Annotated in this window: 22 protein-coding genes and 1 other RNA gene; 11 read left to right on the top strand and 12 right to left on the bottom strand. The window is 69.2% G+C overall.

Annotated elements, in window-relative coordinates:
- Positions 1–28: 28 nt before the first annotated feature.
- From G6N51_RS05940 to G6N51_RS05950, 3 genes are all read right to left on the bottom strand, one after another.
- Positions 29–1,366, bottom strand: coding sequence for a glutamine synthetase family protein (locus G6N51_RS05940; protein ID WP_083172822.1), 1,338 nt, complete (start codon positions 1,364–1,366; stop codon positions 29–31).
- Positions 1,367–1,457: 91 nt separating this feature from the next.
- Positions 1,458–3,020: an alpha/beta hydrolase gene (locus tag G6N51_RS05945; RefSeq protein ID WP_142275026.1), complete on the bottom strand. Its 1,563-nt coding sequence runs from the start codon at positions 3,018–3,020 to the stop codon at positions 1,458–1,460.
- 107 nt (positions 3,021–3,127) lie between these two features.
- Positions 3,128–4,684 carry an alpha/beta hydrolase gene (locus tag G6N51_RS05950; protein ID WP_083172820.1) on the bottom strand — a complete coding sequence of 519 codons (1,557 nt, stop codon included), beginning with the start codon at positions 4,682–4,684 and terminating at the stop codon, positions 3,128–3,130.
- A 261-nt stretch (positions 4,685–4,945) separates the two neighbouring features.
- Here G6N51_RS05950 and panB point away from each other — a divergent pair, with 261 nt between their 5' ends.
- The 3 genes from panB to G6N51_RS05965 all read left to right on the top strand — a co-directional run bounded on the left by panB (position 4,946) and on the right by G6N51_RS05965 (position 8,824).
- Complete coding sequence (panB, locus tag G6N51_RS05955; protein ID WP_083172859.1) at positions 4,946–5,791, top strand: 3-methyl-2-oxobutanoate hydroxymethyltransferase; 846 nt, start codon at positions 4,946–4,948, stop codon at positions 5,789–5,791.
- A gap of 168 nt (positions 5,792–5,959) precedes the next feature.
- Positions 5,960–7,144: a glycoside hydrolase 5 family protein gene (locus G6N51_RS05960; RefSeq protein ID WP_083172819.1), complete on the top strand. Its 1,185-nt coding sequence runs from the start codon at positions 5,960–5,962 to the stop codon at positions 7,142–7,144.
- A gap of 138 nt (positions 7,145–7,282) precedes the next feature.
- Positions 7,283–8,824: a CYTH and CHAD domain-containing protein gene (locus G6N51_RS05965; RefSeq protein ID WP_083172818.1), complete on the top strand. Its 1,542-nt coding sequence runs from the start codon at positions 7,283–7,285 to the stop codon at positions 8,822–8,824.
- A gap of 6 nt (positions 8,825–8,830) precedes the next feature.
- On the opposite strand, the gene rnpB is transcribed toward G6N51_RS05965, so the two are convergent.
- Positions 8,831–9,233, bottom strand: an RNA gene (gene rnpB, locus G6N51_RS05970) — RNase P RNA component class A.
- 103 nt (positions 9,234–9,336) lie between these two features.
- Here rnpB and G6N51_RS05975 point away from each other — a divergent pair.
- Positions 9,337–10,047, top strand: a complete 711-nt coding sequence (locus G6N51_RS05975; protein WP_083172817.1) for a 2OG-Fe(II) oxygenase — start codon at positions 9,337–9,339, stop codon at positions 10,045–10,047.
- A 113-nt stretch (positions 10,048–10,160) separates the two neighbouring features.
- Positions 10,161–11,330, top strand: a complete 1,170-nt coding sequence (locus G6N51_RS05980; protein ID WP_083172816.1) for a cytochrome P450 — start codon at positions 10,161–10,163, stop codon at positions 11,328–11,330.
- Between the two features lie 31 nt (positions 11,331–11,361).
- Here G6N51_RS05980 and G6N51_RS05985 read toward each other — a convergent pair whose 3' ends face one another.
- Complete coding sequence (locus G6N51_RS05985) at positions 11,362–12,267, bottom strand: hypothetical protein (RefSeq protein WP_142275025.1); 906 nt, start codon at positions 12,265–12,267, stop codon at positions 11,362–11,364.
- Positions 12,268–12,499: 232 nt separating this feature from the next.
- Here G6N51_RS05985 and tpx point away from each other — a divergent pair, with 232 nt between their 5' ends.
- The 3 genes from tpx (at position 12,500) to G6N51_RS06000 (ending at position 14,927) form a co-directional block, all read left to right on the top strand.
- Positions 12,500–12,994, top strand: a complete 495-nt coding sequence (gene tpx / locus G6N51_RS05990) for a thiol peroxidase (RefSeq protein WP_083172814.1) — start codon at positions 12,500–12,502, stop codon at positions 12,992–12,994.
- 178 nt (positions 12,995–13,172) lie between these two features.
- Entirely contained in the window at positions 13,173–13,367 is a 195-nt protein-coding gene (locus G6N51_RS05995; protein WP_083172813.1) for a ferredoxin, read from the top strand.
- Between the two features lie 39 nt (positions 13,368–13,406).
- Complete coding sequence (locus G6N51_RS06000) at positions 13,407–14,927, top strand: molybdopterin-dependent oxidoreductase (RefSeq protein WP_083172858.1); 1,521 nt, start codon at positions 13,407–13,409, stop codon at positions 14,925–14,927.
- Positions 14,928–14,931: 4 nt separating this feature from the next.
- Here G6N51_RS06000 and G6N51_RS06005 read toward each other — a convergent pair whose 3' ends face one another.
- The 6 genes from G6N51_RS06005 to cobC are packed head-to-tail and all read right to left on the bottom strand — an operon-like array spanning position 14,932 to position 19,812.
- Positions 14,932–15,132 carry a hypothetical protein gene (locus G6N51_RS06005; protein ID WP_083172812.1) on the bottom strand — a complete coding sequence of 67 codons (201 nt, stop codon included), beginning with the start codon at positions 15,130–15,132 and terminating at the stop codon, positions 14,932–14,934.
- 44 nt (positions 15,133–15,176) lie between these two features.
- Positions 15,177–15,758 carry a TetR-like C-terminal domain-containing protein gene (locus G6N51_RS06010; RefSeq protein WP_083172811.1) on the bottom strand — a complete coding sequence of 194 codons (582 nt, stop codon included), beginning with the start codon at positions 15,756–15,758 and terminating at the stop codon, positions 15,177–15,179.
- 22 nt (positions 15,759–15,780) lie between these two features.
- The gene (locus G6N51_RS06015; protein WP_083172810.1) at positions 15,781–16,899 is read right to left on the bottom strand and encodes a bifunctional RNase H/acid phosphatase; all 1,119 of its coding nucleotides are present in this window, start codon (positions 16,897–16,899) and stop codon (positions 15,781–15,783) included.
- Entirely contained in the window at positions 16,896–17,633 is a 738-nt protein-coding gene (locus G6N51_RS06020) for a zinc ribbon domain-containing protein (protein ID WP_083172809.1), read from the bottom strand. Before G6N51_RS06020 ends, G6N51_RS06015 begins: the two co-directional genes overlap by 4 nt.
- The gene (locus tag G6N51_RS06025; protein WP_083172808.1) at positions 17,633–18,787 is read right to left on the bottom strand and encodes a Nif3-like dinuclear metal center hexameric protein; all 1,155 of its coding nucleotides are present in this window, start codon (positions 18,785–18,787) and stop codon (positions 17,633–17,635) included. Before G6N51_RS06025 ends, G6N51_RS06020 begins: the two co-directional genes overlap by 1 nt.
- On the bottom strand, positions 18,784–19,812 hold the full coding sequence (gene cobC / locus G6N51_RS06030) for an Rv2231c family pyridoxal phosphate-dependent protein CobC (RefSeq protein ID WP_083172807.1): 1,029 nt from the start codon (positions 19,810–19,812) through the stop codon (positions 18,784–18,786). The genes G6N51_RS06025 and cobC overlap by 4 nt, the downstream gene beginning before the upstream one ends.
- A gap of 81 nt (positions 19,813–19,893) precedes the next feature.
- On the opposite strand from cobC, the gene G6N51_RS06035 reads away from it, so the two are divergent.
- From G6N51_RS06035 to G6N51_RS06045, 3 genes are read left to right on the top strand one after another with little or no spacing between them, the layout of a single operon-like run.
- A complete protein-coding gene (locus G6N51_RS06035; protein WP_174814296.1) occupies positions 19,894–20,607 on the top strand; it encodes an HAD-IA family hydrolase in 714 nt (237 codons plus the stop codon).
- Positions 20,600–21,091 carry a low molecular weight protein-tyrosine-phosphatase gene (locus G6N51_RS06040; protein WP_083172805.1) on the top strand — a complete coding sequence of 164 codons (492 nt, stop codon included), beginning with the start codon at positions 20,600–20,602 and terminating at the stop codon, positions 21,089–21,091. The genes G6N51_RS06035 and G6N51_RS06040 overlap by 8 nt, the downstream gene beginning before the upstream one ends.
- Before the next feature lie 11 nt (positions 21,092–21,102).
- Entirely contained in the window at positions 21,103–21,951 is an 849-nt protein-coding gene (locus tag G6N51_RS06045; RefSeq protein ID WP_142275031.1) for an SURF1 family cytochrome oxidase biogenesis protein, read from the top strand.
- On the opposite strand, the gene G6N51_RS06050 is transcribed toward G6N51_RS06045, so the two are convergent.
- Positions 21,933–22,877 (bottom strand): cobalamin biosynthesis protein, encoded by a 945-nt coding sequence (locus tag G6N51_RS06050; RefSeq protein ID WP_083172803.1) that lies wholly within the window; start codon positions 22,875–22,877, stop codon positions 21,933–21,935. The genes G6N51_RS06045 and G6N51_RS06050 overlap by 19 nt on opposite strands.
- Positions 22,878–22,882 lie beyond the last annotated feature (5 nt).

The following is a 22,882-nucleotide window of genomic DNA, read 5'->3' on the forward strand; positions in this document are numbered from 1 at the left end:
GTCGGGCGCCCTGTTGACGCCGACGTGGCTACAACGATAGGTAGGTACTCAGCTCGTACTGCGTGACATGGCTGCGATAGTTGGCCCATTCCGTGCGCTTGTTGCGCAGGAAGAAGTCAAAAACGTGCTCTCCCAAGGTTTCCGCGACGAGCTCGGAGGACTCCATGGCGCGCAGCGCGCTGTCCAGGCTGGTCGGCAGCTCGCGATAGCCCATCGCGATCCGCTCCTCGGGGGTCAGGTCCCACACGTTGTCCTCGGCCTGAGGCCCCAGCACGTAGCCCTTTTCGACCCCGCGCAGCCCGGCGGCCAGCAGCACGGCGAATGTCAGGTAGGGGTTGCACGCCGAGTCGGGGCTGCGGACCTCGATGCGCCGCGACGACGTCTTGTGTGGGGTGTACATGGGCACCCGCACCAGTGCGGATCGGTTGGCCGCACCCCACGACGCCGCGGTGGGCGCCTCGCCGCCGACCACCAGCCGCTTATACGAGTTGACCCATTGATTGGTGACCGCGCTGATCTCCGAGGCGTGCTCGAGGATGCCGGCGATGAACGACTTGCCCACGTCGGACAGCTGCAGCGGGTCGTCGGGGCTGTGGAAGGCGTTGACGTCACCCTCGAACAGGCTCATGTGGGTGTGCATCGCCGAGCCGGGGTGTTGCCCGAACGGCTTGGGCATGAAGGACGCGCGGGCGCCGTTCTCGATCGCGACCTCCTTGATGACGTAGCGGAACGTCATCACGTTGTCGGCCATCGAGAGCGCGTCGGCGAAGCGCAGGTCGATCTCCTGCTGTCCGGGCGCTCCCTCGTGGTGACTGAACTCCACCGAGATGCCCATGAATTCCAGTGACTCGATCGCGTGGCGGCGGAAGTTCGAGGCGGAGTCGTGGACGGCCTGGTCGAAGTAGCCGGCGTTGTCGACCGGGACGGGCACCGACCCGTCGTCCGGGCCGGGTTTCAGCAAGAAGAATTCGATTTCGGGGTGGACGTAGCAGGAGAAGCCGAGGTCGTTGGCCTTCTGCAGCTGGCGGCGCAGCACGTGGCGCGGGTCCGCCCACGACGGCGAGCCATCCGGCATGGTGATGTCGCAGAACATCCGCGCCGAGTGGTGGTGCCCGCCGGAAGCCCACGGCAGCACCTGGAAGGTCGACGGGTCGGGGTTGGCCACCGTGTCGGATTCCGAGACCCGCGAGAAGCCCTCGATCGAGGATCCGTCGAAGCCGATGCCCTCTTCGAAGGCACCTTCGAGTTCGGCCGGGGCGATGGCGACTGACTTGAGAAAACCGAGCACATCGGTGAACCACAGCCGAACGAAGCGGATATCCCGTTCCTCCAGCGTGCGGAGGACGAATTCCTTCTGGCGATCCATAACCGAAACAGTAGGCAACGGCTGTTAATTCTGTGTTACCGACGCACAATCGGAACTATTGCGGACATTGCAAACAAGCTGCTCAGTGTGGTCATGACTGGCATCGGTAGGCCGGGGGCGGCAACGCGCCGGCAACGAGATAACGCATCACGGCGGCGTCCACACACTGGTCCCCGTTGAACACCGCGGTGTGCTGCGTCCCGTCGTAGGTGATCAACGGGCCGCCCAGCTGGCGCGCCAGGTTGACCCCGGCCTGGTACGGGGTGGCCGGATCGTGCGTGGTGGAGACCACGACGACCTTGCCCGGCGCCGCGGGCGACGCGGCGTGCGGCGTCGACGTCGCCGGCACCGGCCACAGCGCGCACAGGTCGCGGGGCGCGTTCCCGGTGAACTGCCCGTAGCTGAGGAACGGCGCCGCCTGGCGGATGCGCTGATCGGCGGAGACCCAGCTCGCCGAATCCTTCGGCGTGGGCGCGTCGACGCATCGGATCGCATTGAAAGCGTCCTGATCGTTGGTGTAGTGCCCCCCGCGGTCGCGGCCCTCGTAGTCGTCGGCGAGCAGCAGCAGATCGCCCGCATCGGTGCCGCGCTGCAGCCCGAGCAGACCGCTGGTCAGATACTTCCAGTGCGCCGGCGTGTACAGCGCGTTGATGGTGCCGGTGGTCGCGTCGGCGTAGCTCAGTCCACGGGGATCCGACGTACGACCCGGCTTGGCGACCAACGGGTCGACCAGCGCGTGGTAGCGGTTGACGAATTGGGCCGGGTCGGTGCCCAACGGGCAGCCCGCCGATCGGGCGCAGTCGGTGGCGTAGTCGTTGAAAGCGGTTTGGAATCCCGCCATTTGCTGGACGTTCTCGTCGACCGGCCCGACGGTGGGGTCGATCGCGCCGTCGAGCACCATCGCCCGGACGTGGGCACCGAACTTCTCCAGGTATGCGGTGCCCAGCTCGGTGCCGTAGCTGTAGCCGAGGTAGTTGATCTGGTCGTCGCCCAGCGTCTGGCGGACCGTGTCCATGTCGCGCGCGACCGAGGCGGTGCCGACGTTGGCCAGAAACCCGGGCCCCATTCGGCTCACGCACTGCTGGGCCAGCTGCTGGTAAAGCTGTTCGATGTGCGCCACACCGGCCGGGCTGTAGTCGACCATCGGCTCGCGCCGGTAGGCGTCGAACTCGGCGTCCGAGCGGCAGCGCAGGGCCGGGGTCGAGTGCCCCACCCCCCGTGGGTCGAAGCCGACGAGGTCGAAATTGCGCCTGATGGGTGTGCCGTCGAGGTTCGACGCCATCCCGGCCACCATGTCGACCGCCGACCCGCCGGGACCGCCCGGATTGACCAGCAGGGAACCGATCCGCTGGCCGGTGGCCGGCACGCGGATCACCGCGAGCCTGGCCTGCCCCGCTCCGGGATTGTCGTAGTCGACCGGAACGGAGACGGTGGTGCACTGCGCGGTCGGGACATCGCTTGTGTCCGTGGCGAATTGACCGCAACTCCCCCACGCCTGGGGCGTCGCGGCCGATGGCCTGGGGGCCGCGGTCTGCCCCGCACCGGGTTCGGGGGTGGCGCCCACGACCGGCGATCCCATCGCGGATTGCCCGACCAACAGCCCGAACGACAGCAGCGCCGAACTCAGCGGTCTCAGGCGCGACATGGCTGTCATCGTGTCAGCCTCGGGTACCCGAAGCGGCGCGAAACGGTCACGCCTTGGTCTCGCCTGCGGCCCGCACCGAGCGTCAGATTGCGCTGCGCGTCAGACCTCTACGCGCCCTAGCACTTTGCGCCGCTGGGCGGCGTCGCCCCGCCCACCAGATAGGCGGTGACGTAGTTGTCGATGCAACTGTCGCCCTGGAACACCACCGTGTGCTGGGTCCCGTCGTAGGTGAGCAGCGAACTGCGCAGCTGGTTCGCCAGATCCACCCCGGCCTTGTAGGGGGTGGCGGGATCATGGGTGGTCGACACCACCACGGTCGGGGCCAGGCCGGGCGCGGAGATGGTGTGTGGCTTGCTCGTCGGCGGAACGGGCCAGAACGCGCAGGTGCCCAGGGGGGCGTCGCCGGTGAACTTGCCGTAGCTCATGAACGGCGCGATCTCCCGCGAGCGGCGGTCTTCGTCAATCACCTTGGCACGGTCGGTGATCGGCGGCTGATCGACACAGTTGATGGCGACCCGCGCGTCGGTGGCATTGGTGTAGTGACCGTGCGCGTCGCGGCGCATGTACATGTCGGCCAAAGCCAGCAGGGTGTCGCCGCGGTGGTTGACCAGTTCGCTCAGCCCGTCGGTGAGGTGGTGCCACAACGTCGGCGAGTACAGCGCCATGATCGTGCCGACGATGGCGTCGCTGTAGCTCAGTCCCCGCGGGTCATTCGTGGGGGCCGGCCGGCCGACCATCGGGTTGTTCGGGTCGACCAGCGGGTCGACCAGGCTGTGATAGACGTCGACGGCCTTGGCCGGGTCGGTGCCCAACGGGCAGCTCGACTGCTTGGCGCAATCGGTGGCGTAGTCGTTGAAGGCATCTTGAAAACCCTTGGCCTGGCGCAGGTCCGCCTCGATGGGATCGGCGTTGGGGTCGACGGCACCGTCGAGGATCATCGCCCGCACCTTGTCCGGGTAGGCCTCGGCGTAGGCCGAGCCGATCCGGGTGCCATAGGAGTAACCGAGGTAGGTCAGCTTGTCGTCGCCCAGCGCCGCGCGGATCGCGTCCAGGTCCCTGGCGACGTTGACCGTGCCGACGTTGGCCAAGAAGTTCTTGCCCATCTTGTCGACGCAACGGCCGACGAACTCCTTGGTCTCGTCCTCGATGTGGGCGACGCCCGCCGGGCTGTAGTCGACGTTCGGCTCGGTGCGCAGCCGGTCGTTGTCGGCGTCGGAGTTGCACCAGACCGACGGCCGCGACGACCCCACCCCCCGCGGGTCGAAGCCCACCAGATCAAACCGTTCGCGGACCCGCTTCGGCAACGACTGGACGACCCCCAGGGCGGCCTCGATACCGGATTCACCGGGACCGCCGGGATTGATCACCAACGAGCCGATCTTGTCCCCGGTGGCGGGGAAACGAATCATCGCCAGCGTCGCGACGTCTCCGTCGAGGTGGTCGTAGTCGACCGGGACCGCCAGCTTGCCGCACAGCGCGCCCGCGGGGATCTTGGCCTTCGGGTTCGAGCTTCGGCACGGCGTCCACTCCACAGCCTGCCCGAGCCTGGGCCCCGCCAGGACGGCGCGCCCACCGACAACGCGAACGCAACCCGCGACGAGGAGCGCCACGGCAGCGACCGTTGTCCAAACCAGCAGCGTGCGCGCGACCTTGCCGCGGCGAGACAGACCCATGCCAACATATGCTGCCAGAGGAAAGCTGAGATCCTCATGAGCGCCACCACCAGCGGGTTACCGGGTGGCCGCGAGCGGCTCCTGGATTGCCACCGGCGCGCGGTGGTCGTGCCGGGCATGGTATGTCTCACATCACACCGACGGTGCGACCGCACACAAGAGGTGGCAGAATGGCACCGTCAGACGAACCCGGGGACCCGCCCAGGACTACTCCAACCTTCAGGGCCTCGAGGATCGACCCGACCACCCATAGGGACAATGATGTCTGAGCAGAACGTTTACGGTGCGGGCACATCCGAGCAGGCGCAGCCGCTCACCAAAATCCGCACGCACCACCTGCAGAAGATGAAGGCCGAAGGGCACAAGTGGGCCATGCTCACGGCCTACGACTACTCGACCGCCCGCATCTTCGACGAGGCCGGCATTCCGGTCTTGCTGGTCGGCGACTCGGCCGCCAACGTGGTGTACGGCTACGACACCACGGTGCCGGTCTCGATCGACGAGATGATCCCGCTGGTTCGCGGCGTGGTGCGCGGTGCCCGCCACGCCCTGGTCGTCGCGGACCTGCCGTTCGGCAGTTACGAGGCGGGCCCGGCCCAGGCCCTGGCCTCGGCCACCCGGTTCATGAAGGAGGGCGGCGCCCACGCCGTCAAGCTCGAGGGCGGCGAACGGGTCGCCGAGCAGATCGCCTGCCTGACCGCGGCGGGCATCCCGGTGATGGCGCACATCGGGTTCACGCCGCAGAGCGTGAACAGCCTGGGCGGCTTCCGGGTGCAGGGCCGCGGCGACGCGGCGGAACAGACCGTCGCCGACGCGATCGCGGTCGCCGAAGCCGGAGCGTTCTCGGTCGTGATGGAGATGGTGCCGGCCGAGCTGGCCACCCAGATCACCGGCAAGCTGACCATCCCGACCATCGGGATCGGCGCCGGCCCCAACTGCGACGGCCAGGTGCTGGTGTGGCAGGACATGGCCGGGGTCAGCAGCGGCAAGGCCGCCCGCTTCGTCAAGCGGTTCGGCGACATCGGCGGGGAATTGCGCCGGGCGGCAATGCAATATGCGCAAGAGGTGGCCGAAGGGGTCTTCCCGGCCGACGAGCACTGCTTCTGACGGACGCGACCAGAGGTTTCCGTGAACCGGCACCCACCGGTTGCCCACCGATCTTTGTCAATTCCGAAAATCCTTGTGTGGCAGGCGGGTACGATTGCTCTTGGATGATGAAGTCTCGACTCCGAGAGCAAGGGTGAACACATCGACCGGGGGATTTCTGGTGACTTCGTGCACCGTCGGACGGTGCTGAAGATACCGCTGCTATTGGCAGGAGGCGCTGCACTGACCCGAGCACCTCGCGCGGCCGCGCAACCCGCGCCTGGCACCTCGCCGCAGGCAAGCCGCTGGTCCCCCGAGCGCGCCAACCGGTGGTATCAGGCGCAAGGCTGGCCGGTCGGGGCGAACTACATCACGTCGAACGCGATCAACCAGCTGGAGATGTTCCAGGCCGAGACGTTCGACCCGCCACGCATCGCCACCGAGCTGGGCTGGGCCCGGGCCAACGGGCTGAACGCGGTGCGGGTCTTCCTGCACGACCTGCTGTGGGCGCAGGACCATCGGGGGTTCCAAGTCCGCCTGGGCCAGTTCGTCGACATCGCGGCCCGCCACGACATCAGGCCGTTGTTCGTCCTGTTCGACTCCTGCTGGGATCCGCATCCCCAGTCCGGTCCGCAGCGCGCGCCGACCCCCGGCGTGCACAACTCCGGGTGGGTGCAGGCCCCCGGCGCGCAACGCCTCGACGACCGCGCCTACCTGCAGACCCTGCGCGGCTACGTCACCGGAGTGCTGACCCAATTCCGCACCGACGACCGCATTTTGGGCTGGGACCTGTGGAACGAGCCCGACAACCCGTCGAAGTACTACCGCTCGGTCGAGCGGGCCGACAAGCTGGACCTGGTCGCCGACCTGCTGCCGCAGGTGTTCGGCTGGGCGCGCGCGGTCGACCCGTCTCAGCCGCTGACCAGCGGCGTCTGGGACGGCGAGTGGGCGGACCCCGGGCGCCGCAGCGTGATCAGCGGCATCCAGCTGGACAACTCCGACGTGATCACCTTCCACTCCTATGCCGAGCCCTCGGAATTCGAGAGCCGCATCGCCGAGCTCGCACCCCAGGGGCGACCGATCCTGTGCACCGAATACATGGCGCGGCCGTTGGGCAGCACCGTTCAGGGTGTGCTGCCCATCGCGAAGCGCTACAACGTCGGCGCGTTCAACTGGGGGCTGGTCGCCGGGAAAACCCAGACGTTCTTTCCATGGGATTCCTGGGAGCACCCGTACCCCGCCATGCCGGCCGAGTGGTTCCACGACCTGCTCGCACCCGACGGACGGCCTTTCCGTGACCCCGAGACTCAAACGATCCGCGAGCTGGGTGGCCTGGCCATGCATCTGCGCGAAGACCCGCCGCCACCCCCGTAGCGCCGGGGCCGGGAACGGCCCACCCCGGACGGCCAGCCGTCACCGCCATTCGCGTAACCGCGGTATGGCAGGCTATGGGAACCTCACCACCGTCCCGACGTTCAAGGCCGCCGCACCGCGCCCTCAACGGAGTCGAAAATGCCTGCAAACGCGCCGCAAACCTCGCGCCACCGCGAGGTGGAGCGCAAGTTCGATGTCGGCGAGTCCACCGTGTCACCTTCGTTCGAAGGCATCGCCGCGGTGGCGCACGTCGAGAAGTCACCCGCGCAGCGACTGGACGCCACGTACTTCGACACCCCCGCACAGGACCTCGCCCGTAACAAGATCACCCTGCGCCGCCGTACCGGCGGCTCGGATGCGGGTTGGCACCTGAAGCTGCCGGCCGGGCCCGAAGCGCGTACCGAAGTCCGGGCACCGCTGGACGCCTCGGGCCCGGGCGGGCCCGACACGGTGCCGGAGGAGTTGGTGGACGTCGTGCTGGCGATCGTGCGCGACCGCCCGCTGGAACCGGTCGCGCGCATCACCACCCAGCGCGAAACCCAGGTGTTGAAGGCGGCCGACGGCACACCACTGGCCGAGTTCTGCAACGACCACGTCACCGCCTGGTCGGCCGCCACTTCCGAGGACGCCGACTTGGAGCCCACCCAGCAGGAGTGGCGCGAGTGGGAACTCGAACTCGTCGAATCGAACGGGCCGCCGGACACCGAGTTGTTGAACCGGTTGGGTAATCGGCTACTCGACGCCGGCGCCGCGCCGGCCGGTCATGCCTCCAAGCTGGCGCGGGTACTCGGCACGACGCCGCAGCCCGATGGCGCGCCGCCCGCCGAGCACCCGTTGCAGCGCGCGGTGGCCGAGCAGATTCGCGAACTCTTGGTGTGGGACCGCGCAGTGCGGGCCGACGCCTTCGATTCCATCCACCAGATGCGGGTCACCACCCGCAAGTTGCGCAGCCTGCTGCGCGACTACCAGGAGTCGTTCGGGCTGCCCGACGACGGCTGGGTGCTCGACGAACTGCGCGAGCTGGCCGGCATCCTCGGCATCGCACGCGATGCCGAGGTCCTCGCCGAGCGCTACGAACGCCAATTGGACGGCCTCACATCGGATTTGGTGCGCGGGCCGGTGCACGAGCGCCTGGTCGGCGGTGCCCAGCGGCGTTACCAGACGGGGCTGCGCCGGTCGCTGATCGCCATGCGGTCCCAGCGCTACTTCCGGCTGCTCGACGCCTTGGACGCGATAGCGGCGCAACCGCCCGGCATCGCGGCGGGTGAGGAGCACCCGCCGGTCACCATCGACGCCGCCTACAAGAAAGTCCGCAAGGCCGCCAAGGCCGCCGCCGAGGTGGAGCGGGAGCGCCCGGACGACGAGCACGGGCGCGACGAAGCGGTCCACCGGATTCGCAAGCGGGCCAAGCGACTTCGCTACACCGCCGCGGCCACCGGAGCCGACAGGGTCTCCGAGCAGGCGAAGGCCGTTCAGTCGCTGCTCGGTGACCACCAGGACAGCGTGGTCAGCCGCGAACACCTGCGCCACGAATCCGAAGCCGCCCACGCCGCCGGGGAGGACACCTTCACCTACGGCCTGCTGTACCAGCAGGAGGCCGACTTGGCCGAGCGGTGCGAACAGCAGCTCGACGACGCGTTGCGCAAACTCGCCAAGGCGGTGCGCAAGGCCCGGTCCTGAGCGGGGCGGACGAGTTGGCCTGTAAGCCGGATTCTGTTCCGCACACCTCCGGCGCGGCCGGAGATGCACGGTGGCGACCATCCATCTGGACACACCGTCACCGGGTGCCTCGAGCGGCCTACCCGCAGGCTCGGGCGAGCAACCCTCGAACGCCTGCGCGGCCGCACCTTTCGGTGCGGCCTTCTTGGCCTTGCTTCGGGTGGGGTTTGCCTAGCCACCCCGGTCACCCGGGATGCTGGTGCGCTCTTACCGCACCGTTTCACCCTTACCACCGCGAAGGTGGCGGTCTGTTTTCTGTGGCACTGTCCCGCGAGTCACCTCGGATTGCCGTTAGCAATCACCCTGCTCTGTGAAGTCCGGACTTTCCTCGAACCGCCTCGCGGCGGCCCGCGGCCGCCCGGCCAACTCGTCCGCGACGATCCAGGCTACTACCTGGGCGATCCCGTTGCCAGCAACGACCGCAACCCGGGCTCTATCGTGGACCTCGCAGGCAGCCATAGGGAAGGGTGCGGATGTCCCGGTGGAAGAAGCGCGTCGACTCCGGCGACTGGGCGGCCATCGCCGCCGCCGTCAACGAGTACGGCGGGGCGCTGCTGCCGCGGCTGGTCACCACCGGCGAGGCGGCGCGGCTCCGCAAGCTCTACGACGACGACGCCCTGTTCCGCTCGACCATCGACATGGCGCCCAGGCGATACGGCGCCGGGCAGTATCGCTACTTCGACGCGCCCTATCCCGCGCCGATCGAGGAGCTCAAACAGGCGCTCTACCCCCGGCTGCTGCCGATCGCCCGCGACTGGTGGGGCAAGTTGGGCCGCGATGCGCCCTGGCCGGACGGGCTGGACGATTGGCTGGCGACCTGCCGCGCCGCCGCGCAGACCAGGTCCACCGCGCTGATGCTCCGGTACCGCGCGGGCGACTGGAACGCCCTGCATCGAGACCTGTACGGGGACTTGGTGTTTCCGCTTCAGGTGGTGATCAACCTGAGTTCGCCCGACGCCGACTACACCGGCGGGGAATTCCTCCTCGTCGAACAGCGGCTGCGGGCCCAGTCCCGCGGCCTGGCAACGCAATTGCCCCAGGGGCACGGCTTCGTCTTCACCACGCGGGAGCGGCCGGTCGCCTCGAGCCGCGGCTGGTCCGCGGCACCGGTGCGCCACGGTGTATCGCTCGTGCGCTCCGGCGAACGGTATGCCCTGGGCCTGATCTTTCACGACGCGGCCTGAGGGCGGACCGCCGGCGAACGGCTTCACCTGCACAGTTGACCGTCGCACAGCGACTGGGCGACCGCTTAGCATTGACCATTGCCCGGCGGGCACGTTGGTGCCAGTCTGACCAGATGACAGATACCGAAGGGTTCGTCGACCAAACGGTGACGGGTCTGGCGGACCCACAGCCGATGTACAAGGCGTTGCGCGAATCGAGCCCGGTGTTCCGGTCGCCGCAGGCGGTGGTGCTCAGCCGCCTGGCCGACATCGAGATGGCCCTCAAACACACCGAGTTGTTCTCGTCGAACATGGACGCGGTCGACCTGGGTAACGTGCGGCCGCTGATCCCCCTGCAGATCGACCCGCCCGAACACGCCAAGTACCGCCGCATCCTCGATCCGCTGTTCACTCCGCGCGAGATGGCCCGGCGCGAACCGCGCGTCACCGCGCTGGTGAACGAGATGATCGACCGCTTCGCCGACCGGGGCGAGTGCGACTTCCACACCGAATTCGCCGTGCCCCTTCCGTGCACCGTCTTCCTGCAACTGCTCGGGCTTCCGCTGGAAGACCTCGACAAGTTTCTGGCATGGAAGGACGGCGTGATCCGCCCGGAGGGTGACTCCGGTTTCGACCGGCGCCACGAGAGCTCGGCCGCGGTGGCCCAACAGATCTACGACTACTTCGACCGCGCCATCGACGACCACATCGCCAGCCCCCGCGACGACGTGCTGTCGGCGATGATCGCCGCCGACATCGCCGGGCGGCCGCTGTCGCGCGAGGAACTCCTCGACATCTGCTTCCTATTCCTGATCGCCGGCCTGGACACGGTGACCGACTCCCTCGACTGTTTCTTCGTCTACCTGGCACGCCACCCCGACCACCGCCATCAGCTGGTCGAGCAGCCCGACGTGCTGCCGAGCGCCATCGAGGAGTTGTTGCGCTGGGAGACACCGGTTCCCGGCGTCGCTCGAGTCGCCATGCAGGACGTCGAGGTGGGCGGCTGTCCCATCAGCAAGGGCGAACGCGTCAGCCCGCTGCTGGGCGCGGCCAACACCGACCCGGCCGAGTTCGCCGACCCGGAGCTGGTGGACTTCACCCGCAACCCGAACCGGCACCGCGCGTTCGGCGGCGGCCCGCACCGGTGCCTCGGCTCCCACCTCGCCCGCATGGAGCTGCGGGTGGCATTGCGCGAATTCCATAGGCGCATACCGGATTACGAGATCAAGCCCGGCACCCAGCTGGCCTACACCGCCGCGCTGCGCTCCGTGGAATCGCTGCCGCTGGTCTTTCCGGTGCCTTAGCCGGACGGCGTTGCGGCAGTCACGACCCCGCTCAGACCTTCACGGCGCGAGAGGCTCGGTGCTCCTCACCGGGCCTCGTGGGCATCCCGTTGCCGTCGCCCCCGCGCTCGGGGGCGGAGAAGTGTCGTAGCGGAACTTCGTCGCTCTCGCGCATCGAGCCCGAAATGAGGTAGGTGGGTCGCGGTGACGGCGCCGGAAGGAAGTCGCGGCGGTAGGCGTCAAGTCGGTCGACAATCAACAGATAGTCGAAGATGTGTCGACAGAGAAAGGACAGGTCGGACTTGTTGAGCTGGTCGGCCTTGAATAGTGGGTAGACGAACTCGAAGGCCCTGAAATAACCCTGGCTTTCGATGTCGTTCACCAGACAAATGACTTCCGACGCGACGAACGCTGACAGGTCGAGAATCTCTCGATTCACCCGGCGGGCACGGTCCATGTGATAGTTGATCGCATCCAACATTGGCGCGTGAGCAGTCGGGCTGGCCGACGCGATCAGCATGTTGGTAGGCGTTTGGGGTCCAATCCTGCTACACGTCTCTTGAACGTTCGCCAACGTATTCTCCCGATGGCTGTCGAAGCCGGCCGCCCGGTTCAATGTGGCCATGAGGCTGATCGCCTCGCCAACGACGCGAGCAATCAGCGGCTCCAGGTTCCTGTAGATGTTCCGGCGATCCCGCCGCAACGGCAGCCGGACCACCAGCAGGTAAAAGATGAACGCTTCAACGTAGCCGTTGGCGAGGTGGAAAAGGACGCTGCCGAGTCGCTCACCACCTCGGAAGACTTCGGGCACGTTGGCGAGCAAAACATGTTGAGCAATGCAGTAGGACAGGGCAACGCACGCCAGCGCCCAGAGCGATCGATTGAGCCTGCGTTCGAACGGGCTGAGATAGCTGAGCTGAGTTGCTCGCTGCCAACGGCGTTTGAGTCCATCACTCATGTGGTGATTATTGCCCAGACACGCCCCGACGGGCTGAACTTTAGCCGCCTTGCTCTCGACGGCGACTTAGTGAGTGGTGGCGCCTGTCGAATCCGCAGGCTTTGTCCCAGGCTCCGCGGGTTTGCCGATGGATCTTGTGTCGTCCGGAGGGTGTCTACGGATTGTCCGCAACGCTCCACTAATTCAGTGGAACACCCGGACCTGGCTCAAGCGGGCCTGGCACACTGTGCCCATGGCACAGATAACCCTGAGTGGAAAACCGGTCAACACTGTCGGCGAGCTGCCTGCCATCGGATCCAAAGCCCCGGCCTTCAATTTGATCGGCTCCGACCTGTGGGTGGTCGATGCCGAGCAGTTCCGCGGCAAGCCCCTTGTGCTGAACATTTTTCCGTCCGTCGATATCGCGATTTGCGCGACGACCGTGCGGACCTTCAACCAACGCGCCGCCGCGACCGGTGTGTCCGTGGTGTGCGTGTCAAAAGACCTGCCGTTCGCGTTTCAACGGTTCTGCAGCGCCGAAGGCATCGACAACGTCACGACAGCTTCGGCGTTCCGTGACAGCTTCGGCGAAGACTACGGCGTCACAATTACCGACGGTCCGATGGCGGGGCTCCTTGCCCGGGCCGTCGTGGTGATCGGCCCCGACGGCACGGTCACTTACACGGAGCTGGTGCCAGAAATCGAGCAGGAGCCGAATTACGACTCCGCGCTGGCCGTGCTGGGCTGAGCGGCCTGCACGGCAACGCCGCCCGGCGCGCGCCGGCGCAGACGGCCACCGGTAGACACCGGCCATCTCCAGGACAAGTTCGTGCGCCAGGCGCAAACCAGGTTTACGATTCGTCTGCCATGATCCGCGCGCGATGCGCGGGGATACCTCCCGTCTGCTGGGGAGAGGAGCGCCGCTGATGACTCGCATCGTCGTCGACGCCGACCGCTGCACCGGGCACGGCCGCTGCTACACCCTGGCGCCCGACGTCTTCGACGCCGACGAGTTCGGCCACTCCGTCGTGCTCGTGGCCGAGGTCTCCGGCGCACTCGAGGCGCAGGCCGTCGCCGCGGAGCAAAATTGCCCCGAGGGCGCCATCTCCCTATCTCGTTGAAACAGAATGCAAGTGGCTGACGCGTCGTCGAATGAGCGGATGATCGCCGGGGTCGCCGCCGCGGCCATCGCGCTCGGGGTGGCTCAGCTGGTGGGCATCCCCTTCGGCGCTCGCGCCGACGCGCGTGCCGCGATCGGCTCGGCGGTCGTCGACCTCGCGCCGGGCCCCGTCAAAGAGTGGGCGATTCAGACCCTGGGTTCCCTGGACAAACTCTTCGTCGCAGTCGCGGTGCTCGTGGTGATCGCCGCGATCGCCGCAATCGCCGGGACCCTCGAGACCCGGCGCCGCCCGCTCGGCAGCGCCGCGATCACCGCCGCGGGCGCGCTCGGCTGCGTCGCGGTGCTGTCGCGGCAGGGCGCGACAGCGCTCGACACCATACCCACCGTCGCGGGTGCGGCCTGCGGCGTGGCGGCGCTACGCCTGCTCACCCGTCGGTTCCGGCCCGCCGCGCAAGACCCCGGAGACGGAGCCGATCACGACGAAACCGATGTCGGCAGGCGCAGGTTGGTCGCGCTCGGACTGCTCGGATTGGGGGTGGCGAGCGGCGTGGCGGGCGCGGTCATCACGCGGTTGGTGCATTCGGTGGCTGCCGACCGCAGTGGTTTCACGCTTCCCCGGCCGCGCATCTCCGCGGCACCGATACCAGCTGATGTGCAACCGAAAGGCGTTGCCCTGCCGAGCTTTGTCACCCCCAGCGCCGACTTCTACCGGGTGGACACCGCGCTCAGCGTTCCGCAACTCAGCCACGGCGACTGGCGGTTGCGTATCCACGGCATGGTGAACCGCGAAGCCACGTACAGCTTCGCCGATCTCGCCGGTTTTGACGTCGTCGAAAAGGGCACGACGCTCACCTGCGTGTCTAATCCCGTTGGCGGCGACCTCATTTCAACCGGGATCTGGACAGGCTACCGGGTTGCCGATCTGCTGGCGGCGGCCGGCGTGCACCCGGACGCCGACATGGTGCTCTCGACATCGATCGACGGCTTCACCGCCGGCACGCCGGTGGAGGCACTCACCGATGGCCGTGACGCGCTCCTGGCGGTCGCCCTCAACGGTCAGCCCCTGCCGATCGAGCATGGTTATCCGGCCCGGCTGGTCGTGCCCGGGCTCTACGGGTACGTGTCGGCCACCAAGTGGGTCGTCGAGATGGAGCTGACCCGCTTCGACAAAGCAGAGGCTTACTGGACGCGGCAGGGCTGGGCAGCGCGTGCACCCATCAAGACCGAATCGCGGATCGACGTACCGAGAGATGGGCAGCAGGTCCCGATAGGCCCGGTGGTGTTCGGCGGTGTCGCGTGGGCGCAGAATCGCGGCGTGCGGGCCGTGGAAGTCCGGATCGACGGCGGCGAGTGGCAGCCCGCCGAGCAGGGCGCGAGCTATTCCAACGAGACGTGGCGGCTGTGGAGCTTCCCCTGGCAGGCGAAAATCCCCGGGAAACACTCGATCACCGTGCGCGCCACCGACAACACCGGCGCCACCCAGACGGCGGATCGGGTCGCCACCGTCCCCGACGGCGCCACCGGCTGGCACACGGTGGACTTCACCGTGGCAGGGTCCTGACGCGCTATTTCGACGAGAGTTTCCGCCAGCTGGCTACCGCGATCACGAGGCCGATCACCACCGTGATGGGGCCGATGACGGACCACGTCGTGGTGTTGCTCATCGGGCTCCCGCCAAGCACCCCGAATCCCTGAAGCGCCCAAATCAAACCGAACAAGGCCAGGATCAAACCGAAGGCGAACGTGGCGACGAATGTCCTTCTCATACCGGGATGCTACGCGGCCGCGATCAACTGCAACGCGCCCACACTCAGCGCCGCGCGAGACCATGCCATGCCATGTCGACGATCGCCTCGCAATAGTCGTCGTCGACGGGAACGTCGGAGAACAGGGCACGAATGTTGAGCGGCGCCAGCACGATCTGCACCGCGGCCAGAGTGTTCACGCCCTCGCGCAGTTCGCCCCGCTCCCGGGCACGGTCCACAACCGCGCGCACCGCGGTGAAGTGCGCCCGCCAGAACCGCGACCGGGTGGCTTCGTCGTGCCCGCCGCGCCGGTCCATCACCAGCGCGCGCAGGAGTGTGCGGCCGACTTCGCTGTTGATTCGATTGGTCACGTTGTGGGCCAAGGCCTGTAGGTCGCCGCGCAATGATCCGGTGTCGGTGCCCGAACTGATCTTCTCGACATCGGAAAGCACCGCATCGACGATGAGCTGGCGACGGTCTCCCCAATACCGGTAAACCATCGCCGCATCGAGACGGTGACGCTCGGCCAGGGCCTCGACACTGAACCGCTCGACCCCCCACCGGGTCAACTCGTCGAGCACCGCCGGCATCACCCGCGCCCGGACATCCGCGGGCACCGATTCACGGACCGGCTCAGACGGCTGCATCGACGTCTCCTTAAACCTCCGGCTAAAGGTATCCGGTTTGGTTCACCAAACGCACGGAGGACGCCCCGTCGGGATAGAACTCGGCGATGCTCAGCGATGCCAGGTCGAGGTGCAGCCGGTACAGGATGCCGGGCCCGGCCTCCAGCGCCAGCCGCAGCAGCATCTTGATCGGCGTCACGTGCGACACCACCAGCACCGTGGTGCCCTGGTGCGCGGCGATGATTCGTTCGCGCGCGCGGACGACCCGGTCGAGCACGTCGTCGAAGCTTTCGCCGCCCGGCGGCGTGGTGCCGGTGTCACGCAGCCAGCGGCCGTGCAGCTCCGGGTCGCGCTCGGCGGCCTCGCCGAAGGTCAGCCCCTCCCAGGCGCCGAAATCGGTCTCGATCAGGTCGTCGTCGACGGTCACGTCCAGGCCGAGCGATTTGGCGGCCCTGGCCGCGGTGTCGTAGGCCCGTTGCAGTGGGGAGGCGAACACCGCCGAGATTCCGCCGCGTTGCGCCAGGTAACGCGCCGCGGCGTCGGCCTGCCGGCGACCCACTTCGGTGAGGGCCGGGTTGCCGCGGCCCGAATAGCGGCGCTGCGCCGAGAGCTCGGTCTGGCCGTGTCGCAGCAACAGCAGCCTGGTCGGGGTGCCGCGCGCGCCGGTCCAGCCGGGCGCCTGCGGGGATTGCGGCGCAGCGGTTTTCGCGGGCTCGGCGGCCCGCTGCCGGGGTTCGGGTTCCTCCAACGCGTCGCCGGACGCGGCGGCGTCCATCGCCTCGTTGGCCAACCGGTCGGCGTAGGAGTTGCGGTCCCGCGGAATCCACGTGTAGTCGATCCGCTCGAACCGCGCGGCCAGCTTTCGCGCCTGCGCGTGCAATTCGATGAGGTCGGGGTGCTTGACCTTCCATCGCCCCGACATCTGCTCCACCAACAGCTTGGAGTCCAGGAAGACCGCGGCCTCGGTCGCGCCGAGTTCCAGGGCGTCGCCCAAACCGGCCAGCAGGCCCCGGTATTCGGCCACGTTGTTGGTGGCCCGGCCGATGGCCTGCTTGGTCTCCGCCAGCACCGTCGAGCGGTCCTGGGTCCACACCACGGCGCCGTAGCCGGCCGGCCCGGGATTGCCGCGCGACCCACCGTCGGCCTCGATCACCACCTTCACTGGTCGAGCCCCTTGACCCGCAAAAGGATCGCGCCACACTCCGGGCACCGCACCACGTCGTCCTCGGCGGCGGCGGTGATGCGGGACATTTCACCGCGGTCGATCTCGAGCCGGCAGGCACCGCACCGCCGCCCCAACAACGGCCCGGCGCCCGGCCCTCCCCCGGCCCGCTGCCGTTCGTAGAGCGCGGCCAGCGCGGGGTCCAGGGCCGCGCTCAGGACGTCACGGCGCGAGGAGTGCGCCTGGCGGGCCTCGCTGATTTCGGTGAGCGCGGCGTCGAGAGCCCGCTGCGCGCCGGCCAATTCGACCTCCAGCGCCTCGACGTCGCCCTGTGCCGCATCGAGCTGGCCCTGCAGCTCCTCGCGGCGTTCCATCACATCCAACAGCGAATCCTCCAGGCTGGCTTGGCGCCGCGTCAGCGTCTCCAGCTCGTGCTGCAGATCCGACAGTTGCTTCGCGTCGGCGGCGCCGGACTGCAGCAACGCCCGGTCGCGGTCTTCGCGCTGCCGGACCGCCTCGACTTCGGACTCCAATCGCGACACCTGAACGTCGATGTCCTCCAACGCGATTCGAATGGCGCCCACGCGGTCACCGGCGGTGCTGAGTTCGTCCCGCACCCGCTCGAGGTTTTGCTGCTCGGCCAGGTGGCTGGCCCGGTGGGTGATGCGGGACAGCTCGGCGTCCAGCTTCGAGAGCTCGAGCAGCGAGCGCTGCTGACCGACTTCGGCCTTCATCACCGCTCACCCCCGTTGTCGTCGCCGCACTGGTCCATCTGCCCCATGTTCCACGGGTCGGTGCGGATGGTGCACACCCGCACCGTCAGCGCCGCACCGAAATGGGACCGCAGCACGTCGGCGGCCTGCCGGCACCAGGGGAATTCGCTCGCCCAGTGCGCCACGTCGACGAGCGCCACACCGGAGGCCCGGCGGTGCTCGTCGGCCGGATGGTGCCGCAGGTCGGCCGTCACGTAGGCCTGCACGCCCGCGCCGGCGGCCGCCGCCAGCAGCGAGTCGCCGGCCCCGCCGCAGACGGCGACCCGGGACACCGGCATGTCGGGGTCGCCGGCCGCGCGGACACCCCACGCCGTCGCGGGCAGGGCGGCGCCGACGCGGGACACGAAGTCGCGCAGCGGTTCGGGCCGGGGCAGGGTGGCCACGCGGCCCAACCCGGTGTCGCCGGGCGGCGGCAGCAACGCGAAGACGTCGAAGGCGGGCTCCTCGTAGGGGTGGGCGGCGCGCATCGCCGATAGCACGGCGGGCCGGATGCGCGCGGGCGCGACGACCTCGAACCGGTCTTCGGCGACCTTCTCGACGGTTCCGACGCTGCCCACGGCGGGCGACGCCCCGTCGTGCGGCAGGAACTGCCCGATGCCGCTGACGCTCCAACTGCACTGCGAATAGTCCCCGATGTGCCCGGCGCCGGCCTCGAAGACGGCCGCCCGCACCGCGTCGGCGTTCTCGCGCGGCACGTAGATCACCCACTTGTCGAGGTCGGGCCCGCCCGCGCGCGGCTCCAGGACCGCTTCGACGGTCAGGCCCAGGGCCTGGGCCAGCGCGTCGGACACCCCCGGCGCGGCCGAGTCGGCGTTGGTGTGCGCGGTGAACAGCGAGCGCCCGGTCCGGATCAAGCGGTGCACCAGCGCGCCCTTGGGGGTGCTGGCCGCCACCGTGTCGACCCCGCGCAGCAGCAGCGGGTGATGGGCCAGCAGCAGGCCACCCTCGGGAACCTCGTCGACGACCGCGGGCGTCGGGTCGACCGCCACGGTCACCGCCTCGATCGTGTCGTCGGGGTCGCCGCACACCAGGCCCACCGAGTCCCACGACTCGGCCAGCCGCGGCGGGTAGGCCTCGTCCAGCACGCCGATGACGTCGGCCAGCCGCACGCTCACCGGTGCACCTCCGAAATCGCCTCGACCAGCAGCGGCCACTCCCGGCGCACCGCGGCCCGCAGGTAGCGCCCGTCCAAGCCGACGAACGTATCACAGCGACGGATGGCAATCCCCCTGTCCCGCAAGCTCTTTCGTATCGCAACCGCGTCGGGCATGCGAAACAGCACGAATGGCGCCCGGCCGTCGACCACCTCGGCGCCCGCCGATGTCAGCCCGGCCACCATCTCGGCGCGCACCTGCGCCAACCGCACCGCACCGGCCGCCGCCTCGGCGACGGCCTGCGGGCCGCAGCATGCCGCGATGGCCGTCAGTTGCAGCGTCCCCACCGGCCAGTGGGCGCGCCGGGCCGTCAACCGGGCCAACACCTCCGGCGAGCCCAGGGCGTAGCCGACCCGCAGGCCGGCCAGCGCCCACGTCTTGGTCAGGCTGCGCAGCACGAGCACGTCGGGCAGCGAGTCCGCGGCCAGCGACTCGGATTCGCCGGGAATGGAATCCGCGAACGCCTCGTCGACCACCAGGATCCGCCCGGGCCGGCGCAGGGCGAGCACCTGCTCGCGGGTGTGCAACACCGACGTGGGGTTGGTCGGGTTGCCCACCACCACGAGGTCGGCGTCGTCGGGCACGGTGACTCCCGCCAAGCCGAAGGGCGGCTCGAGCACGACGTGGTGCACGGGCACGCCGGCGGCGCTCAGCGCGTCGGCCGGTTCGGTGAACGACGGCGCGACGACGGCCGCCCGCGCCGGACGCAGGTTGGGCAACAACGCGAACCCCTCCGCCGCGCCGGCCAGCGGCAGCACCTCGTCGCGGGCGCGGCGGTGCCGCTCGGCGACCGCGTCCTGCGCCGAGCCCACGTCGTGGGCGCTCGGGTAGCGCGCCAGATCGGTCAGCCGCGCGGCCAGCCGCCGCATCAGCCACTCGGTCGGTTGGCCGTGACGGACGTTGACGGCGAAATCCAGCATCCCGGGCGCGACGGCCTGATCACCGTGATAGCGCGCCGCAGGCGGGGTCAGGTTCAGACTCGCCATCCGAGAAACACTAGTGGGCGGCTTGGCCGTGTGGCAGCGACACCGTCACAGCCGGTCCGGACCATCGAGGACAATGGTGAGGTGACAGGCACAACGTCGGCGGATCGGCCGGCTTCCCCCCGCGAAGCGTCGTCGTCGCCCGCTGCGGCGCAGCTGGTGATCTTCGACCTCGACGGCACGCTCACCGACTCCGCGGAGGGGATCGTGGCCAGCTTCCTGCACGCGCTCGACCAGGTCGGCGTCGCGGTGCCCGACGGCGACCTGGTGGCGCAGATCGTCGGCCCGCCGATGGACGACACCTTCCGCACCATGCTGGGCGAGGACGCCGAGCGGGCGATCGCCGCCTTCCGCGCCGAATACGGCAGCCGGGGCTGGGCGATGAACACCCTGTTCGACGGCATCGAGCCCCTGCTGGCCGACCTGGAGGCCGCCGGTGTCCGGCTGGCCGTGGCCACCTCGAAGCTGGAACCGACGGCCCGGCGCATCCTCGCCCACTTCGGGCTCGATCGGCATTTCGAGGTGATCGCCGGGGCGAGCCCCGACGGCTCGCGCAAGACCAAGGTCGAGGTGCTCGCCCACGCGCTCGAGCAGCTGCGGCCGCTGCCCGGGCGGGTGCTCATGGTCGGCGACCGCAGCCACGACGTGCACGGTGCGGCCGCCCACGGCATCGACACCGTGGTGGTGGGCTGGGGTTACGGTCGCGACGACTTCCCTGACGGGGCGACGGCGGCCGGGTCCACCGTGGTGACGCACGCCGCGACCGTCGACGAACTGCGGGGGGTGCTCGGTGTCTGAGCCGCTGCACGTCACGTTCGTCTGCACGGGGAACATCTGCCGGTCGGTGATGGCCGAGAAGATGTTCGCCGACCAGCTGCGCCGCCGCGGCCTGGCCGACGCGGTGCGGGTGACCAGCGCGGGCACCGGCAACTGGCACGTCGGCGAATGCGCCGACGACCGGGCGGCCGACGTCCTGCGCGCCCACGGCTACTCCACCGACCACCGCGCCGCCCAGGTCGACGCCGGCCATCTCGCGGCCGACCTGGTGGTGGCCCTGGGCCGCAACCATCTTCGGATGTTGCGCGAGCTGGGCGTCGACGAGGAGCGGGTGCGGATGTTGCGGTCCTTCGATCCGCGTTCGGGCGCGCACGCCCTCGACGTCGAGGATCCCTACTACGGCGACGCGCAGGACTTCGAGGACGTCTTCACCGTCATCGAGGCGTCGTTGCCCGGCCTGCACGCGTGGGTCGACGACCGACTCGACCGGAACGGATCGCCATGACGCCCGGGCCGTTGCATCGGCTGGCGTTCCTGCTGCGGCCGGGCTGGATAGCGCTGGCGTTGGTGGTCATCGCCTTCACGTACCTGTGCTTCACGGTGCTCGCGCCCTGGCAGCTGGGCAAGCACAACCGGACGTCGCGGGAGAACCGGCAGATCGAGTATTCCCTCAACACCGACCCCGTCCCGCTCAAAACGCTGCTGCCGCAGCAGGATTCGTCGGCCCCGAACGCCCAGTGGCGCCGCGTGACGGCCACCGGGCACTATCTGCCCGACGTCCAGGTGCTGGCCCGGTTGCGGGTCATCGAGGGCAAACCGGCGTTCGAGGTGTTGGCGCCCTTCGTCGTCGACGACGGGCCGACCGTCCTGGTCGACCGGGGCTACGTGCGGCCCGAACAGGGCTCGCACGTCCCGCCGATCCCTCGTCCGCCCCAGCACACGGTCACCGTCACCGCGCGGCTGCGCGATTCCGAACCCGTGGCCCCGGGCAGGGAACCCCTCGCCGAGGACGGTGTGCAGCAGGTGTACTCGATCAACACCGGACAGGTCGCGGCGCTCACCAAGGTGCCCCTGGCCGGGTCGTATCTGCAGTTGACCGAGGACCAGCCGGGCGGGCTGGGCGTCATCGGGGTGCCGCACCTGGACGCCGGGCCGTTCCTGTCCTACGGCATCCAGTGGATTTCCTTCGGCATCGTCGCCCCGCTCGGATTGGGTTACTTCGCGTACTCCGAGCTCCGCGCCCGTCGCCGGGAAAAGCAGCAGCAGCAAACCGCGACCGGCGCGGCCACGGCGGCCCCGGACGCCCCGCCGGCGCCACCGACCGTGGAGGCCAAACTCGCCGACCGCTACGGCCGCCGCCGATAGCTCAACAAACCCGCCAGCAGCGCCGCGCCCGCCTGCACCATGCGCGACAGCGCCACCGCGCGACGGAGGTCGGCCACGGTCGGCTCGTGGCCGTCGCCCAGTGTGGGCCGAATCTGCAGCTCGTGGCGGTATTGGGTGGGACCGCCGAGCCGCACCCCCAGCGCCCCGGCGAAGGCCGCCTCGACGACACCGGCGTTGGGACTGGGGTGACGGGCGGCGTCACGGCGCCAGGCCCGCACCGCGCCCGATGGTGACCCGCTGACGAAGGGGGCGCACACCACCACCAGCGCCGCCGTCACCCGCGCGGCCACATAGTTGGCCGCGTCATCCAATCTCGCTGCGGCCCAACCGAATCGGGCATAGCGCGCCGACCGATAACCGATCATCGAGTCCAACGTGTTGATGCCGCGGTACGCCAGCACCCCCGGCGCCCCGCCCACGGCCGCGCATAGCAGCGGCGCCACCTCGGCGTCGGACGTGTTTTCCGCGACCGATTCCAGCGACGCGCGCGTCAACCCGGCGCCGTCCAGCCAGGCCGGGTCGCGCCCGCACAGCGCCGGCAGCAGCCGCCGCGCGGCCTCGACGTCGCCGCGCTCCAGCAGTTCCGACATGGCCAGGCCGGTCCGGGCCAACGAGGTTCCGCCAACCGAGACCCAGGTGGCGGCGGCGGTGGCGGCGATCGAGGCGGGCGGGCCGCCGCGCCCGGCGGCCCGTTGCAGCGCGGCGCCGAGCAGGCCCACCGCCCCGACCAGCACGACGACGTGCACCGCCCCCGCGGCCCGGCTGTCGCGGTAGGTCGCCCGCTCCAACGAGGCGGCGGCGCGGCCGAACACCGCGACCGGATGGCCCCACGCCGGGTCGCCCAGCGCGACGTCGGCCAGGTAGCCGGCCAGCACGCCGGCGAGCCTGGTCCGCGTCGCAACCATCCCGG

The sequence above is a fragment of the Mycobacterium paraseoulense genome, assembly GCF_010731655.1.
Lineage (GTDB): Bacteria > Actinomycetota > Actinomycetes > Mycobacteriales > Mycobacteriaceae > Mycobacterium > Mycobacterium paraseoulense.